The 15960-nt window shown below is 71.8% G+C and carries 12 protein-coding genes, 1 pseudogene and 1 riboswitch; of the genes and pseudogenes, 4 read left to right on the top strand and 9 right to left on the bottom strand.

Annotated features, from left to right (window positions below):
* A riboswitch (cobalamin riboswitch) is annotated at window positions 1-183 on the top strand. This riboswitch is flagged as partial in the annotation.
* Window positions 184-498: 315 nt separating this feature from the next.
* Together E1J50_RS08995 and E1J50_RS28015 are read left to right on the top strand one after the other, a co-directional pair.
* A complete protein-coding gene (locus E1J50_RS08995; protein WP_132252659.1) occupies window positions 499-2679 on the top strand; it encodes a TonB-dependent receptor in 2181 nt (726 codons plus the stop codon).
* Window positions 2680-2683: 4 nt separating this feature from the next.
* Window positions 2684-4138, top strand: coding sequence for a PepSY domain-containing protein (locus E1J50_RS28015; protein WP_132252661.1), 1455 nt, complete (start codon window positions 2684-2686; stop codon window positions 4136-4138).
* 68 nt (window positions 4139-4206) lie between these two features.
* Here the strand turns inward: E1J50_RS28015 and E1J50_RS28520 are convergent.
* Both E1J50_RS28520 and E1J50_RS09010 read right to left on the bottom strand, forming a co-directional pair.
* A pseudogene (locus tag E1J50_RS28520) lies at window positions 4207-4893 on the bottom strand (aminoglycoside adenylyltransferase domain-containing protein); the annotation flags it as partial.
* Window positions 4894-5019: 126 nt separating this feature from the next.
* Window positions 5020-5640 (bottom strand): DUF938 domain-containing protein, encoded by a 621-nt coding sequence (locus tag E1J50_RS09010; RefSeq protein ID WP_132252666.1) that lies wholly within the window; start codon window positions 5638-5640, stop codon window positions 5020-5022.
* A gap of 104 nt (window positions 5641-5744) precedes the next feature.
* On the opposite strand from E1J50_RS09010, the gene E1J50_RS09015 reads away from it, so the two are divergent.
* Complete coding sequence (locus E1J50_RS09015) at window positions 5745-6419, top strand: HAD family hydrolase (RefSeq protein ID WP_132252668.1); 675 nt, start codon at window positions 5745-5747, stop codon at window positions 6417-6419.
* 7 nt (window positions 6420-6426) lie between these two features.
* Here the strand turns inward: E1J50_RS09015 and E1J50_RS09020 are convergent, their stop codons facing one another.
* Together E1J50_RS09020 and E1J50_RS09025 are read right to left on the bottom strand one after the other, a co-directional pair.
* Complete coding sequence (locus E1J50_RS09020) at window positions 6427-6714, bottom strand: hypothetical protein (RefSeq protein WP_132252671.1); 288 nt, start codon at window positions 6712-6714, stop codon at window positions 6427-6429.
* Window positions 6715-6919: 205 nt separating this feature from the next.
* Window positions 6920-7579, bottom strand: a complete 660-nt coding sequence (locus E1J50_RS09025; RefSeq protein WP_132252673.1) for a ParA family protein — start codon at window positions 7577-7579, stop codon at window positions 6920-6922.
* 213 nt (window positions 7580-7792) lie between these two features.
* On the opposite strand from E1J50_RS09025, the gene selA reads away from it, so the two are divergent.
* Entirely contained in the window at window positions 7793-9187 is a 1395-nt protein-coding gene (gene selA / locus E1J50_RS09030; protein WP_132252675.1) for an L-seryl-tRNA(Sec) selenium transferase, read from the top strand.
* 3 nt (window positions 9188-9190) lie between these two features.
* Here selA and E1J50_RS09035 read toward each other — a convergent pair whose 3' ends face one another.
* The 5 genes from E1J50_RS09035 to E1J50_RS09055 form a co-directional block, all read right to left on the bottom strand.
* A complete protein-coding gene (locus tag E1J50_RS09035; RefSeq protein ID WP_132252677.1) occupies window positions 9191-9454 on the bottom strand; it encodes a YARHG domain-containing protein in 264 nt (87 codons plus the stop codon).
* 97 nt (window positions 9455-9551) lie between these two features.
* Window positions 9552-10601: a selenide, water dikinase SelD gene (gene selD / locus E1J50_RS09040; protein WP_132252679.1), complete on the bottom strand. Its 1050-nt coding sequence runs from the start codon at window positions 10599-10601 to the stop codon at window positions 9552-9554.
* 1439 nt (window positions 10602-12040) lie between these two features.
* Window positions 12041-14098: an ATP-binding protein gene (locus E1J50_RS09045; RefSeq protein WP_132252681.1), complete on the bottom strand. Its 2058-nt coding sequence runs from the start codon at window positions 14096-14098 to the stop codon at window positions 12041-12043.
* Window positions 14095-14625, bottom strand: coding sequence for a hypothetical protein (locus E1J50_RS09050; protein ID WP_132252729.1), 531 nt, complete (start codon window positions 14623-14625; stop codon window positions 14095-14097). The genes E1J50_RS09045 and E1J50_RS09050 overlap by 4 nt, the downstream gene beginning before the upstream one ends.
* Window positions 14625-15944 carry an SIR2 family protein gene (locus E1J50_RS09055; RefSeq protein WP_245516499.1) on the bottom strand — a complete coding sequence of 440 codons (1320 nt, stop codon included), beginning with the start codon at window positions 15942-15944 and terminating at the stop codon, window positions 14625-14627. Before E1J50_RS09055 ends, E1J50_RS09050 begins: the two co-directional genes overlap by 1 nt.
* Between the last annotated feature and the right edge of the window lie 16 nt (window positions 15945-15960).

Here is a 15960-nt window from a genome sequence, read left to right on the forward strand (position 1 = left end):
TGCTGACGGTTCCCCTCGGGGATCAAAAGGGAACGCGGTGAGGAGCCTGCTCCGAGGCCGCGGCTGCCCCCGCAACTGTCAGCGGCGAGCCCTTCACCACCATGTCACTGGGTCGTGCCCGGGAAGACGGTGCGAGGGCGGCGACCCGTGAGCCAGGAGACCTGCCGTCAGCCGTGGTCACACGCGAAACGCGTCGGGCGGGGTGTCCTGACGGGTGTCGAAGCGCCGTCCATCCCGTGCGGAGACGGCGGCCGAGGCCTCGTTCGCGGTGACGTGCCACACCGAGCGCGCCCGCGTGTCTGCCCCGCCCCCGTCCGCATCTGCCGAAGGCGTCGAGCCGGCGGCCCAGATCCAGGCCGCCGCATTGCGCGGCCGCCGGCTCCGGGCCTCCCGCCTCCCGATCCGCCGGCGCATTGATTGTAATGTTATGACATTGCATCAATGGCGGGGAGCGGCCCGGCATCCGGTCGTGCCTCGACCCTCGGACCCGACACGACCATGCCGTCCCCTCCCCTTTCCCTCACCACCCGGCCGCCCGGCCGGACTCGCGCCCGCCTCGCGCGCCGGCTCCTCCTCGCCGCCGCCGGCCTCGCCGGCTGCCCCGAGGGCGCCGAGGCGCAGGAGACCGTCACCCTGGACACGCTCTCGGTGGCGGGCTCCGGCGCGCCCGCCGGCCTCGCCCTGCGGGCGCCGAGCCGCTCGGCGAGCCGCCTGGGCCTGACGCCGCTGGAGACGCCCGCGAGCCTCGACGTGATCGCGGGCGAGACGGCGCGCCTGCGCGGCCAGAATACGGTGGTCGAGGCGGTGACCCAGAACGCCACCGGCATCACCACGATCGCCTCGCCCGGCAACGGCAACGGCGCCTTCACGGCCCGGGGCTTCGCCGGCCCGAACTCGATCCAGCAGCTCTACGACGGCACCCGCCTCTTCGTCGGCGCCGGCACCGTCAACTTCCCCTTCGACACCTGGAACGTGGAGCGCATCGAGGTGCTGCGCGGCCCGGCCTCGGTGCTCTACGGGGACGGCGCCATCGGCGGGATCGTCAACGTGGTGTCGAAGAAGCCGGTCTTCGTGCCCCTGAACGAGGCGCGGCTGGGCCTCGGCACGGACGGGGTGGCGCGGCTCGCCGTCGATTCGGGCGGGCCGATCGGCGAGTCGATGGCCTACCGGCTGAACGTCAGCGGCAACCGCGCGGGCGGCTGGATCACGCCGGACGGCGATCTCCGCAATCTCGCGGTCTCCGGCGCGCTCACGTGGCGGGCGACGCCCGATCTCGACCTCACCGTCAGCCACGATTACGGCTTCCAGGAGCCGGCCCGCTACTGGGGCACGCCGCTCGTCGAGGGCCGTATCCTCGAATCCTTACGCTTCAACAACTACAACATCCGGGATTCCAAGATCCTCTGGCAGGACAACTGGACCCAGGCGCGGGCGGAGTGGCGCCCGAGCGCCGACGTCACGATCCGCAACACCGCCTACCGGCTGCAGAGCCGGCGCCACTGGCGGGACGTCGAGCAATATGCCTTCAACCGGGGCACCGGCCTGATCGACCGCTCGGACTACATCGAGATCTACCACCAGCAGGAACAGGTCGGGAACCGATTCGACGCCGCCGTCCGGGGCGAGGTCTTCGGCTTCCGCAACGAGTTCCTGGCGGGTTTCGACGTCAACGCGATCCGCTTCCGCCACACGAACAACGCGCCCTATGGCGGCGAGTCGAGCGTGCCGCCGACGGGCTACGATCCGGGCCTGTTCATCAACCTCGCGGGCACGCGGCCCGCCTACGCGACCCGCACGAGCCAAGCCTCGGTCTTCGCCGAGGACCGGCTGATCCTGTCGGACCGGCTCTCGCTCTTGGCGGGCGTGCGCTACGACGCGCCGAGCCTGCACCGGGACGACCTGCGCGCCGGCACGTCCTTCGACCGGGACTTCCGCTCCGTCAGCTACCGCTTCGGCGCCGTCTACAACCCGACCCCCGACACCGCCCTCTACGCGCAATACGCCACGGCGACCGACCCGGTCGGCAGCCTGATCAGCCTGTCGCAGAGCCTCGCGAATTTCGAGCTCTCCACGGGTCGGCAGGTCGAGGTCGGGGCCAAGGGCCTGTTCTGGGGCGGGCTCGGCGAGTGGACGCTCGCGGGCTACCGCATCGTCAAGGACAACCTGATCTCGGCCGTGCCGGGACAGCCGGGCGTCAGCACGCAGGTCGGCCAGCAATCCTCCCAAGGGTTCGAGGCGGCCGTCTCGCTCCAGATCACGCCCCTCTGGCGGGTCGACGCGAACCTCGCCCTCCTCCACGCGCAGTACGACGCGTTCAGCCAGACGGTGAACGGCGCCGTCATCTCCTATGCCGGGCGCCAGCCGGTCGACGTGCCCGAGCGCGTCGCCAATTTCTGGCTCAACTACGCCTTCGCCCCGTCCTGGGAGGCGCGGGTCGGCGTGCAATATGTGGGCGATACGGTCTCCGATTTCGGCAACACCGCCCGGCGGCCGGATTACGCGCTGGTCAATCTCGGCCTCGACCATCAGGTCACGCCGGCCTCGCGGCTCTCCCTGCGGGTCTACAACCTGTTCGACAAGGTCTACGCGGTGAGCGGCAACGCGGTCGACGGCATCGGCACCAACTGGCTCCTCGGGCGCCCGCGCTCCTTCGAGGTCGCCTACGCGGTGAGCTTCTGACGCGATGCGGGGTTTGAAGCGCGTCAAGCGATGGCTCGTCCTCGGCCACCGCTGGCTCGGCATCGGCACGGGCCTGTTCTTCGCGGTCTGGCTGCTGTCCGGCCTCGTCCTGCTCTACGTGCCGTTCCCGGGCCTGACGGAGGCCGAGCGGCTGGCGGGCCTGCGGCCGCTCGCCCTCGACCGCCTCGGCGTCGAGCCGGCGCGCGCGCTGGCGGCCGCGGGGCTCTCGGCCCGGCCCCGCTCCCTCGACCTGGAGATGCGGGGCGACGAGCCGGTCTACCGGATCGTGACGGCGGAGGGGCGGCCGCTCGCGGTCTCGGCGGTCAGCGGCGAGGTCCTGCCCCCTGTCGCGGCCGGGGCGGCTCTCGCCCTGGTCCGAGCCGGCCCCGAGGCTCGCCTGCGCAGCCTCGCGCGCGACCAGTGGACGGTGGCGGGCCGCTACGACGCCCTGCGCCCCTTCCACGTGGTCGAACTCGGCGACGCTGCGGGCACCGAGCTCTACGTCTCCTCCGTCACCGGCGCCGTCGTGCTCGACACGCGGGCGCGCGAACGCTTCTGGAACTGGCTCGGGGCGGTGCCGCACTGGCTCTACCCGACGCCGCTGCGCGCCCGCCCCGACCTGTGGCGCGACGTGGTGCTCTGGGTCTCGGGCATCGGGATTGCCGGCGCCGCGAGCGGGCTCGTCCTCGGCATCTGGCGCCTGCGCCCGCGGCGGCGCTACCCCTCGGGCGCCGCCACGCCCTACCGGGGCATCGGCCGCCTGCACCACCTGTTCGGGATCGTGGGGGGCCTGGGGATCCTCACCTTCGTCGTCAGCGGCTGGCTCTCGATGAACCCGAACCGCTGGTTCTCCGGACCCGCGCCGGACCCGCAGATGCGGGCGGCCTATGCCGGGGCGGCGCCGCTGCCGGGCCTTGCCGGGATCCGGGAGGCCGCCCGGCCGGACACCGTGGCCCTGCGTTTGCTCGGCCTCGGCGGCGGCAGCCATCTCCTCGCCCTCGACGCGTCGGGCGGCAGCCGCGTCAGCCCGCCGGTCGAGGAGGCGGCGATCCGCGCGGCCGCGCCGGGCCTGATGCCGGGCGCGAGCCTCGCCCGCGTCGAGCGGCTCGCGGCCTACGACGCCTACTGGTACGCCCACCACGACACGAAGCCCCTGCCCGTGCTCCGCCTCGTCTTCGACGACGCCGCCGCGACCTGGTTCCACGTCGATGCGGGGACGGGCGAACTTCTCGACCGACTCGACCGGAGCGGGCGCGTCCACCGCTGGCTGTTCGCGGGGCTCCACCGCCTCGACTTTCCTCTCCTGATCGGCCACCGGCCGGCCTGGGACCTCGTGCAAGGGCTGCTGAACGGGCTCGGCCTCGTCGTCGCCCTCACCGGCGTGGTGCTCGGCTGGCGCCGGCTGCGCCGTCCCCGCGGCGGGAGCCGGCCATCCGGGGTGCGGAGTCGGGCGGCGTAGCGGTCCACGACGAGGCGCATGAAGGCGAGCACCCGCTCGCCCCCGTCGAGGCCGGCGCGCGCGACGCGGCCCTCGCGCTGGGCGAGCGCCAGTGCGAGCACGTCGTCCCAGCCGGGGAAGCGCTCGAGCGCCCAACGGCCGGCCGCGCTCTTCGAGACGATCGCGCCGGTCTCGATCGTCGCCGCGATGCGGGCCACGCCGAGGGCGCCGGTGGACAGGGCCGCCGCGTCGACATCCCCGTCCGGCCGCCGCGCGGCGATGGTGCCCGCCGCCGCTTCGATCCAGGGCCGCCAGTAGGTGCCGAGATTGTCGCGGACGTAGCGCTCGGTCGCATCGCGGTCGGCCGCGATGCCGAGCGCCGCGACCGGTGTCCCGAACAGGACGAGGCCGTGCTCGACGAGGCATTGCCGCAGCACCGCGTTGAGGCCGTTGCAGCGCCGATCGGTGTGGAGGATGCCGTCGACCGCGAAGGGCGTCGGCAGCGCGTCCTGCTCCGGCCTGCGGAGGCGATCGAGCGTGGCGTAGACGGCGTCGAGATCGGGTTTCCCCCGCTCCGCCATCGCACGGTGGAGAGATGCGAGCCCCGCGATCGCAGCTTCGTCGGGCGGCTCGGCGAGAACGGCCAGGACGTCGATGTCGCTGTGGCCAGCCTGATAGGCGCCGAGCGCCACCGAGCCGACGAGGTAGAGGCCGTCCAGGCGTGGTCTGCCGGCCCGGGACAGCTCCGCCCGGTAGGCGTCGAGGGTCCGCCTCATCGCATCCTCTCGGCATCCCCCCCGCGCGGGCTGGCCCCGGATCGTCGGAGACCGGAAGCGCAGCCTGCCCCGCAAGGTGGGCGTGGCTGCGGCGGCGTTCTTGGGCTCGTCCTCGTCTCCCGAACCTCAGCCCGCGCGCCGGAACACGAGGGTGAGGTTGTTCGCGGGCATCGCGACGCGCTCCGCCAGGGTCAGGCCGTGCTGCCGGGCGAGATCCGTCACCGCATTGCGGTCGCGCAGGCCCCAGGCCGGGTCGCGGCGGCGCAGGTCCGCGTCGAAGGCACGGTTGCTCTCGGCCGTCTCGATATCCGCCTCCAGGAAGGGGCCGTAGAGGACGAGGGGGGCGCCCGGCGGCAGCAGCCGCTCCGCCCCCGCCATCAGACCTTCCGCCGCGGAAAAGGGCGCGATGTGGATCATGTTGATCGCCAGGATCGCGTCGGCCCGCGCCAGCGGCCAGTCCGCGCTCGCGGCGTCGAGGGGCACGGGCGCGCGCAGGTTGGCGAGCCCGGCAAGGCGCCGGTGCGCCGCGATGCTGGCGAGCGCCTCCCCGCTCGGATCGCTCGGCTGGATCGTGAGGTGCGGCAGGAAGCGGGCGAAATGCACCGCGTGCTCGCCCGAGCCGCTCGCCACTTCCAGCACGAGCCCGGTCGCGGGGAGGATCCGGGCCAGCACCGCGAGGATCGGCTCGCGGTTGCGCAGGGTTGCGGGCGCGTGCAGCGCTCCGTCCGTTCCGTCCCTTTCCTGCATCGCACGCCTCCGCTCCCTCGTCTCAGGCACTTCACGTCCGCGCGAGGCCCTTTTCCCGTCGGCCTCCGGCCCGATCTTCCCTCGGGGGCAGCCCGGAGGCGCCGATGCGGATCGAGACCAACTTCCTGTTCGACCTCGACGGGACCCTCGTCGACAGCGTGTACCAGCACGTGCTGGCCTGGAAGCAGGCGCTCGACGCGGAGGGCATCGCCCTGTCCGTCTGGCGCATCCACCGCAAGATCGGCATGAGCGGCGGCCTGTTCACCAACCAGCTCCTGCGCGAGACGGATCTCGAGATCAGCCCCGAGCGCGTCGACCGGCTGCGCCGCCTCCACGCCGAGGCCTATGCCGGGCTCTCGGGCCAGATCGTGCCGCTGCCGGGCGCGCAGGCGCTGCTCGCCGCCCTCACCGAGGCGGGCATCCCCTGGGCCATCGCCACGAGCGGCCGGATGGAGACGGCCAAGGCCAACCTCGACGCCCTCGGGATCGACCCGGGCGCGGTGCCGGTGGTGACACGGGATAGGGTGAAATATGCGAAACCCGATCCGGACCTGTTCCTGGCGGCGGCCGAGCGGCTCGGCGTGCGCATCGACCATTCGGTGATCGTCGGCGACAGCATCTGGGACATGCTGGCGGCCCGCCGCTGCAAAGGGCTCGGCGTCGGCCTCCTGTCCGGCGGCTACGGCACGGACGAGTTGGAGCGCTCGGGCGCGGTGCGGGTCTACGAGGACCCGGCCGACCTCCTCGTCCATCTCGACGAGGTGGGCGGCCGGCGCTGAGCCGGCCTCATTTCGGCTTGCGGCCTGTCCAGGCGGCCAGCATCGGCGCGGTGAAGGTCTCGTACCACCACGTCGCCGGGGTGGCGGGCCAGACCGGGAACGGCGCCAGGGCGAAGGCCGCCGGCGCGGCGCCCGCGCCCGGCCGCGCCGTCTTCCCCTCCACCACGGGCGGGCGGCGGTGCTTGATCAGGAGGTCGTTCAGCGCCTCGACGCCCAGGGCCTCGACCGGGACGCCCCGCTCCTCCGCGAGCCGGCTGAGCTCGGCGAAGCCCGGTGCGTTCACCCAGAGTTGCATCAGCCTCGGGCCCCCGGAGGCGCCGCGCGCCGGTTCGGGCCGCGGCGGCGTCGTCGAGAGCGGCAGCGGCCGCGGATCGGCCACTTGCGGCCGCGGATCGGCCTCTTGCGGCCGCGACTCATGAGGGCGCGCCTCGGGGCGCGGTTCCTGCGGGCGCGGCGTCAGGCTGGTGAGGGAGGGGCGGCTTCTTCGGGCCATGGGCCATCTACCTTCGGGTTCTGCGAGCCTTGGCGGGCCGGACGAGGTCGACCACCGTCGACCACATCGCGCCGACCTCCTCGGCCGCGCGGCTGCCGGGATCGTACTCGCCGACCGACTGGCCGCTGATCAGCGCATGCGACAGGCTCGCCCGCTGCGAGACCTGCCCGGGCAGGACCGGGGCGCCGAGATCGGTCAGCACCGTGCGGGTCTCGGCGACGATGCTGGTCGGCCGGCCGAGCCGCGTCATCGGGGGCGCGGCGTTGATCAGGCAGGCGATCCGCGCCCCGAGGCTGCGGGCCATGGCGAGCGTCGCGCCGACGGCGTCGAGGTCGAACGGGCCGGGCCGGACGGGGATCAGCGTCAGGCTCGCCCGGCTCATCAGCGAGGAGATCAGGGGCGCGTTGTGCGGCGGGCTGTCGATGACGACCCACTCCGCCCGCTCGGCCTTCGCCCGCTCCAGCGTGTCCGGGACCGCGGCCGCGTCCGCCTGGACGAGCTGCGGCGCCTCGGCGGCGCGCTGGCGGTGCCAGAAGGAGAGCGAGCCCTGCGGGTCGGCATCGACGAGGAGGGTGCGGCCGTCGCGGGCGGCGAGCGCCCCGAAATGCGCGGCGAGCGTGCTCTTGCCCGCCCCGCCCTTCTGCGTCGTGATCAGGATCACCTGCACGGCGGCTCCCCTCCTGCCCGGCCTCGCGCGGAGGTGCCGGCCGTGTCGCATTGCGGCGCGGGTGCCATTTGAGGAGAGATGGCGGGCCCTGGCAAGCCCTCGCCGCCGGCGATCCGCGCCGATGATCGCGATCTACGTCGCGATGTCCGAGTTATGATCGCACGCGATCATCGTCGCGCGTCCCCCTACGCCCCGAAAACGGCCCTCTCCCGCATGTCCCCGAACCCGGCCGGCACCCGGCGCCCCCCTTCCGTCGAGCGCCTGCTCGCGCATGAATCCGCCGCCGGTCCGATCGCCGCCCACGGCCGCAGCGCCGTCGCGGACGCGGTCCGCGCCGTCCTCGACGCCGTCCGCCAGGGCCGCCTCCCCCTCGGCGACGAGGCCGCGCTCCTCGACGCGGCGGCGACGCGCCTCGCCGAGGAGGCCCGGCCCTCGCTGCGCCCGGTCTTCAACCTCACCGGCACGGTGCTCCACACCAATCTCGGCCGGGCGTTGCTGCCGCCGGAAGCCGCGCAGGCGGTCGCCGCGGTCATGACGCAGGCCGCCAACCTCGAATTCGACCTCGACCGCGGCGAGCGGGGCGAGCGCGACAGCCATGTCGAGGCCCTGGTCTGCCGCCTGACCGGGGCCGAGGCGGCGATCGTCGTCAACAACAACGCCGCGGCCGTGCTCCTCGTCCTCAACGCCCTCGCGATGCGCCGGGAGGTCATCGTCTCCCGCGGCGAACTCGTCGAGATCGGCGGGTCCTTCCGGGTGCCCGACGTGATGGCCCGCGCCGGCTGCCGCCTGCGCGAGGTCGGCACCACGAACCGCACGCATCTGAGCGATTACGACGAGGCCATCGGCCCACGCACCGGCCTCGTCCTGAAGGTCCATCCGAGCAACTACGCGATCCGGGGCTTCACGGCGGAGGCCTCCGAGCCCGAGCTCGGCCGCCTCTGCGGCGAGCGGGGCGTGCCCTTCGCGATCGACCTCGGCAGCGGCAACCTCGTCGATCTCGCGGCCTACGGATTGCCGCCGGAACCCACCGTGCAGGCGGCCCTCCGGCATGCCGGCTGCGTCACCTTCTCCGGCGACAAGCTCCTCGGCGCCGTCCAGTGCGGGCTGATCGCGGGGCGCCGGGACCTCCTCGCCCGCATCCGCCGGAATCCGCTGAAGCGGGCGCTGCGGGTCGACAAGATGACCTACGCCGCCCTGGAGGCGACGCTGCGGCTCTACCTCCATCCGGAGCGCCTGCGCGAGCGCCTGCCGACCCTGCGCCTCCTCACCCGAGAGGCGGCCGACATCCGGGCGCAGGCCGAGCGGCTCTCAGGACCCGTCTCCGACCGTCTCCGCGACCGCGCGGCGGTCACGGTCGAGCCCTGCCTGAGCCAGATCGGCTCCGGCGCGCTGCCGGTCGAGACGTTGCCGAGCGCCTGCCTCGTGCTGCGCCCGCCACCGGGCGAGCGGAAGGCCGGTGCGTGGCTGAAGGGGCTCGCCGCCACGTTGCGCGGGCTGCCGACGCCGGTGATCGGGCGCGTCAGCGAGGGCGCGCTGCGCCTCGACCTGCGAACGCTGGAGGACGAGGACGGCTTCCTCGCCGCGATGGCCGTCCTCGCCCCGCCCTGAGGCTCACTCCCGGCAGCCGTTGCGCCGCTCCTCGCGCACGATGTCGGCCACCTTCGCCCGGTCGCGGGCCGAGAGCGGCACGTCGCGGATGTCGTCGTAGCGGCATTGCGCATTGCCGAAGGCGGCGATGCCCCGCGGCGTCCGGAAGCAGTAGCCGGCCTCCGCGTAGACGGCGTTGCGCTCGCCCCAGAGCTCCTCGCAGGGGAAGGCCGCCCGGGCCGGCGAGGCGCAGACGAGGACGAGGCACAGGATCTGGAGGCGGCGCACGGAATCAGCTCCGGGGAAGGCGGGCGGATCCTGTCACATCCGCAGGCCCCTGCGAAACGGGGCGGTCTGCGCAAGCCCCGCCTTTGGCACGATGCCGCTACGCCTCGACCCGCAGCCCGGCAGGCCCGGCCTCGACCCGGCCGACGATCGCCGCCGCAGGGTAGCCCGCCGCCCGGATCCGGTCGCGGATCGACGCGGCGCTCCCCGGCGCGCAGGAGACGAGGAGCCCACCCGAGGTCTGCGGATCCGTGAGGAGGTGGCGCCGCCAGTCCGGAAGCCCCTCGGGCAGCGCGACTTCCGCCCCGAAGGCGGCCCAGTTGCGGTGCGACGCGCCGGTGACGAGGCCCTCCCGCGCCAGCCTCTCGGCATGGACGAGCAGGGGCGCCGCCCCGGCCTCGATCACGACTTTGAGGCTCGCTCCGCGGGCGAGTTCCAGCCCGTGACCGATGAGGCCGAAGCCGGTGACGTCGGTCATGGCGTGGACGTCCGGGTCGGCCGCGAGATCCGTGCCGATCCTGTTGAGGAGCGTGGTGGTGGCCAGGAACTCGGCATATCCGCCCTCGGGCAGGCCATCCCGCCGGATCGCCGCCGAGTAGATGCCGACGCCGATGCCCTTGGTCAGGACGAGGGCGTCACCGGTGACGGCGCCGCTGTTGCGCCGGACCTGCTCGCGCCGGGCGAGCCCGATCACGGCGAGGCCGTAGATCGGCTCCGGCGCGTCGATCGAGTGCCCTCCCGCGATCGGGATCCCGGCCTCGGCGCACAGGCCCGCCCCGCCCGCGAGGATCTCGGCCACCGTCTCCGGCGCGATCTTGCCGACCGGCATGCCGAGGATGGCGAGCGCCAGGATCGGCCGGCCGCCCATGGCGTAGACGTCCGAGATCGCGTTCGTGGCGGCGATGCGCCCGAAATCGCGCGGGTCGTCGACCATCGGCGTGAAGAAGTCCGTGGTGGCGATCAGGCAGGTGCCGTCGTCGAGGGCCCAGACGGCCGCGTCGTCGGCGGTCTCGTTGCCGACGAGGAGACGCTCGAAGGGGCCGGCCGCGGGCTGGTTCGCGAGGAGGCCCCGCAGGATCGCCGGGTCGAGCTTGCAGCCGCAGCCGCCCCCGTGGGCGAGGCTCGTGAGGCGGGGCGGTCGCGCGTCCATGATTCCTCCGGAGCATCGTCCGGACCTGCCTAGCAGGGGGAGCACGCCGTGACGACGGCGAACGCGGCGGTCACGCAGTCGCGCGCCGAGCGGCCGTGCCGTCAGGGCTGGGGCCGGCGGCCAGCCGCCGGCCGTGTCATTTCTCGGCAAAGCTTGTCCTGATTTGAGGGATCCCCACAGGGAGTGCTCTCAAATGAGCTTGGCCCAAAGCACACGGAACTCTGTCCTTACAGATCCATGCTTACAGAGAAGTTTGACCTTGTTCGCGAACGGCCCCTCACGTCCGCTCAGCCTCGCGTTTCCGCGTTCTCGACCGACTGCGGCTTCCTCAATGGCTCGGAGGATAACAGATTGCCCTCGTCTCACCGTCACGCCGGCACAGTTTTTCGGATTGAGGCGGCTGTACTACAGCCTGGTTCCGGAAACGAGTCTGCGCAGCACAGCCCGCAGTAGATCCGACAACCCGCCTTGGCGCAAGCTAACATGAGAATTTGTCTTGATTTCTGTTACTCCCCGAGGGGCGGCCTCATTTAAGTTTATCTCGATTTGTAGGGAACGTGGTCCGCCTGCTCCCTAGACCCGACATGCCCAGGCGCGGATGCCTGGTCCAACCCTTGGAAACAGAGGCCGGCATCAAACCCGATGCCGGCTCGATCATAGGGCCGATGGGTCCAGACCGCACCCTTAGTGTGATCTGCGGACCGGGCCATGCCCTTCGGGTTTCCGTACTTTCTTTTCGGAATGGCCGCGAGGATACCACCGGCCCCCAACGCCGGGGTGGGCATCCGGTCGAGCGCCCAGATCGGTCAGGCCCGCGAAGGCGTCCTGGCGGTCGGCTCGGCTGGCTTCGCCGATACAGTCGCTGCGGTCCTCACGTGGTCGGATCGGCCGCTCCACGATGATCTGGACGGCGGCCCGGCACGCACGAGGAAGCCGCCTCGGGACGAGGCGAGCCGGACGGCTAGGACAGCCGAGGCAGACTATCAGGAAAGCGTGTCCCGATTTGCGGCCCTGCCAATGGTATGCACTCAAGAGAGCTTGTCCCGATTGTCAGGGAATCCTGTCCTCACGCCCGGGATGTGCTTGAACCCGATGGCCTCCGCAGAGGGGCGCCCGTGACCGCGCGCCCCTCTGCGGACATGATGATCCCCGTGTCGGGCTTGAGCCAGGACCGCTGGCCGGGACGAAACCTTTTCGATTTCGCGGCCTGATCGGGCATCCACTCCCCGGAATTGCCGCGCGCAGGAATGCTCTCCGCTTTCGACGGGCAGGGCGCCACCCACGTCGGACGGGGTCTGCGGAGAGCGGGGAGCGTTTGCGAGGCGGTCGTCGAGCTCCCTGCCCTCTTCCCTCGTCGAGGTCACGAAATCGGGGACCGCGGGTCGAAGCACCGGTCCGGGGCGAGCACAGTCCCGACGCCGTCGGTAATCAAGGCCGTTTCAGCTCGCCGCGCTCAGGTCCCTTGCCCTCCTGAGCACGCCGACCATGGCTGGTGCGATGTCCGTCGAGCGAGTGACCGAGGCACCCCCGCCGGGAACAAGATCCAGGTCGTGGCGGCGACCGAGCGCCGTGGGCTCGCTCATGAGGCGCCGGCACAGCAATTCCGCCAACGACGGATCCTCGACGGCACAGACGATCTGCCGGCCCGACCGCTGCAGGGCCGACAGGACCTCGACCAAGTGCAAGGCCCGGAAATCATCGATGTGCTGGACCGGGTCGTCGAGCATGAGCGTCCGCCAATTGCACCACGGCCGGGACAGGTGAACGGAGAGGAGGAAGGCCAGCCCGGCCGCACGCCTCTGCCCGCTGCTGAACACGAATTGCGGGTTCAAGCCGTTGCCGACCCGCAGGCTCAGGAAACGCCTGACGTCGCCGCGTATGCCGTAATCGATGGTCCGCCACTCGGAATGCGGGCGAAGCCGCTGGTACAGCTCGTTCAGCAGCGGGCTGATAACCGCCAGGCGCTCGTCGATGATCTCGGCATTCGTCCTGCGGACCGTACGGTCCAGCGTCCGGGCGGTCGTCACCGCAGCGTGGGCGCGCGCGAGCCGGTCGCTCGCGTCGTCGGCCTCTGCCCGAAGCGCTTCGAGGCGCGCTTCGAGCTCCGTTACGCGTTCCACCGCCTGCGAAGCTTCCAAGGTGAGGATGCTCCGTTCCAGGTCGATCAACCGACTCCGTTCGGCCTCCACCACCTCCTCCAGGGCCTCTGGGTCGTAGGCCAGCTCTCCATCCAGGGAACGTCGCACGAGCTCGGCCGAAAGCGCCTCTTCCCGGGCTTCCAGCTCGGCTTGGGCGGACGCGAGGCGATGGACGACCGTCTCGGCCTGCTTCAGGATCTCGCCGGCATCCTCGACCCGGGTTCGGGCCGCCGCGACCTCGCCTCGCGCCTCCGGCACTGCCGACCGCCGGGCGGCGAGGCGCTGGCGCGCGGATGCGAGCCCCGTCTCGAACTCGGGGGCGCCCTGCGGCGCGCGGCATAGCGGGCAACGGTCGTCATGCAGGCCGATCCGGCTGCCGTGATCGACCAGGATCGCGAGCGACGCGGCGAGGCCGTCGCTTTCCTGTTCCCGGTCCAGGCGCGCCTCGGCGGCCTGCAGCTGGCGGCGGGCTTCCTGGACCGCGACCTCGGCTTCGGCCACCGCCACCGCGTCCCGGCCTGCGCTGTCGCCGTGTCGCGCGACCGTGTCGCGCAATGCGGCCACCGCGCGAGCCTCGTCGGCGACCCATCCCATCTCGCCGAGGTTCGACCGGCGCCTGGCCAGCGTCTTCCGAGCTGCCGCGACCCGAGCTCCCAGGTCGGGGCCGGCCCCAGGCGTAAGCTCGTCCAGGGTGGCAAGGACGGCCGCGACGTCCCCGGCCTGCAGGGCGACGTCCCGGATCTGCTCCAAGTCGGTCAGCGCCGCGGTCAGACGTGCGCGCGCCTCCTCATAGGCCTGCGCGGCGGCGTTGTGTACGGCCTCGGCGGAGGACAGGGCCTCACGAGCCTTGGCGGCGTAATCCGGACCCTCGATGGCGCCCAGGGCCCCGCGAACGAACTCGAACCGTTGCGTTTCCGTCAGGTCGAGGCTGAGCGCAGCGATCCATTCGTCGCGAATGATGGATGTCCTGCAGACCTGCTGGAGGGCCCGCTCGGGCTTCGCGCCCGGAACGCAGAGCATCGCCTCGATGCGTGCCGCGTCCCGGTCTGCGCCGGTCTCGCGCGAGCGCGTCACCGCGAAGCCGCTCCCGTCATCGGCGCGAAATCCCACGGTGACGAAGTGCGCCTCCGGGTGGCCTTCGCCGCGCCACCAAACGTAGTCGTCGAGGCTTTCCTTCGCCGCCTTGTCGACGAGGTATTTGTCGATTTGGCCGGTGAGGGCGAACTCGACCGCGTCGCACAGCGTGCTCTTCCCGACGCCGTTGCGTCCGCAGATCACGGTGAAGCCAGTGCCGAAATCCACCCGTTGGCGCTCCAGGAAGCCCCGGAAGCCGCACAGTTCGAGGTAGTCGAGCCTCATGGCGCATCCACCAGGATGCGCGCCACCTCGGAAGCGCTCGCAGCGCCCAGGAACGCGGCCACCGCGTCGTCCGGCAGGTCGCTCAACCGCGCCCGCAGACGGGCCCGGTAATCGGCCCCGCCGATCTCGGGTGCGCTGAGAACCGGCAGGAGGGGCAACAACGTTCTTCGCAAATCGGCGACCGTGCGCAAGTCGCCGCGCGCGATCTTTCGGGTCATGGAGAAGTCCTCCTCGATCCGCTCGATCTGCCGCGCGAGGGCCGGTTCGGAGCCGCAAGCCAGGAACAAGGCGTAAACGTTCCAGGCCTTTGTGCCTGCAGAGCGCAACGAGGCCGCATGCCGGCCGAGCGTGGCCTGCTGGATTTGCTGCCAATCGGCGAGCAGGCTCTCGCCGCTCGCGAAGACGTGCAGGAATCCGACGACCGCCGCGTTCTCGAAGCAGACGACCGGCACGCTGCCGCCCGGCCAGGTCCAAGTCTCATAGCCTGCCGACCGGAGGAGCACCTCGGATTGAGTCGCTATGTCCATCAAACTTCGAGCTCCCTGCGGGCGGCGGGAAGGTCGAGCCATGCCGCGGAGGCGCTCGGCCGGATTATGTCGCCCGGTCGCCCTTCCCGAACGACGTTCAACGGCAGGCCGACGTCGGTGGCTCCGGCGCAGACCACGATGTCGGCGACCTCGAACGGCGTCTCCCTGAACCGGTCCTGCACCGTCTGGAGCAGCATGCCCGAACCGTTCACGACCCTGATCCGGCGGCCCGCGAGATCATAGCCGACGGGGGTCTGGCTGGCACCGGCACGCCGCAGCAACAGGTGCGCGTAGCCCAGGACCTCGGACGGCCCCGGGTTCCGCAAGGTCGCCGCGGCGGTGGCCGGCACGCCCTCGGCGTCCCGTCGAAGGTCGTAGAGTTCCTCGCTGCCCAGGTCGGGCGGATCGAGCCAGCCCGCCTCGCACTCCGCCCCGAGCTCGCTCTCCAACGCGGCGCGCCCGGCGTGCAGGACCTTGCGTAGGTACGCCTGGGAAAACGCCCTCCGGAGTTCGTCCAGGACTTCGGCCCCCGAACGCTGAACATGCGTGAACCGGACGTTCTCCGAATTGGCCAGGGTCCAGAGTTCGGGCGCCTTGGCCTGCAGGACGTCCTCGGGCGCCAGGTCGACCAGCGTCACCGACAGCGGCGCGACGCCCGTCAATGCCTCGGCGAGAACGGTGTTGAGATAGGACCAATCCGACCAGAAGCCGACGACGAGCAGGTCGCTCTCGCGGAGGTGGTGGGCCATCCACGTCTTAGTCTTCTCGATGCGCGCGGCGATCACCCGGTCCTCGGTGAGCTGTGAGGCCGTCCAGACCGTGGCGCGCCGCTCGCGGACGGAGCAGCCATGAAATTTGAGCAGGGGCGCGTGCTTGCGGGCCTGGACCTTTGCCTCGTCGCCGTCGAGGGAGGCGAGGAGATCGAACCCGTATTCCTGCGCGCGGCGCTCGATCAGGGTGTCGTAATTCGCCGACACGACACCGGCGGCCAAGCGCGTGATCAGGAAGTCCGCCACCGCGGCGTGCCCGACGTTGGGCGGCCGGACGAAATCCTCCCAGGGCACGAGAGCGTCGATGAAGACCGACCCGAGCATGTCCTCCTTGGCGAAGATCTCCGCCAGGGACTCCAGGTCGCCGCGCAGTTCCTGCGGGCACGCCGGATCGATGCTCATGACATAGCGGTCGTAGCACCTGGCGGCCACGGTCCAGGCCGACGGCAGGGAACTCGGCGGCGCCATCGACAGGCCGGCGCCGCAGAGGAGCACGAGGCGCCCGGCTTCCATGGAGGCGAGCAATCGCGCACGAACCGCCGCGTCCAAACCGCCCCCCTTCGTC

The organism is Methylobacterium segetis (assembly GCF_004348265.1).
GTDB classification, from domain to species: domain Bacteria; phylum Pseudomonadota; class Alphaproteobacteria; order Rhizobiales; family Beijerinckiaceae; genus Methylobacterium; species Methylobacterium segetis.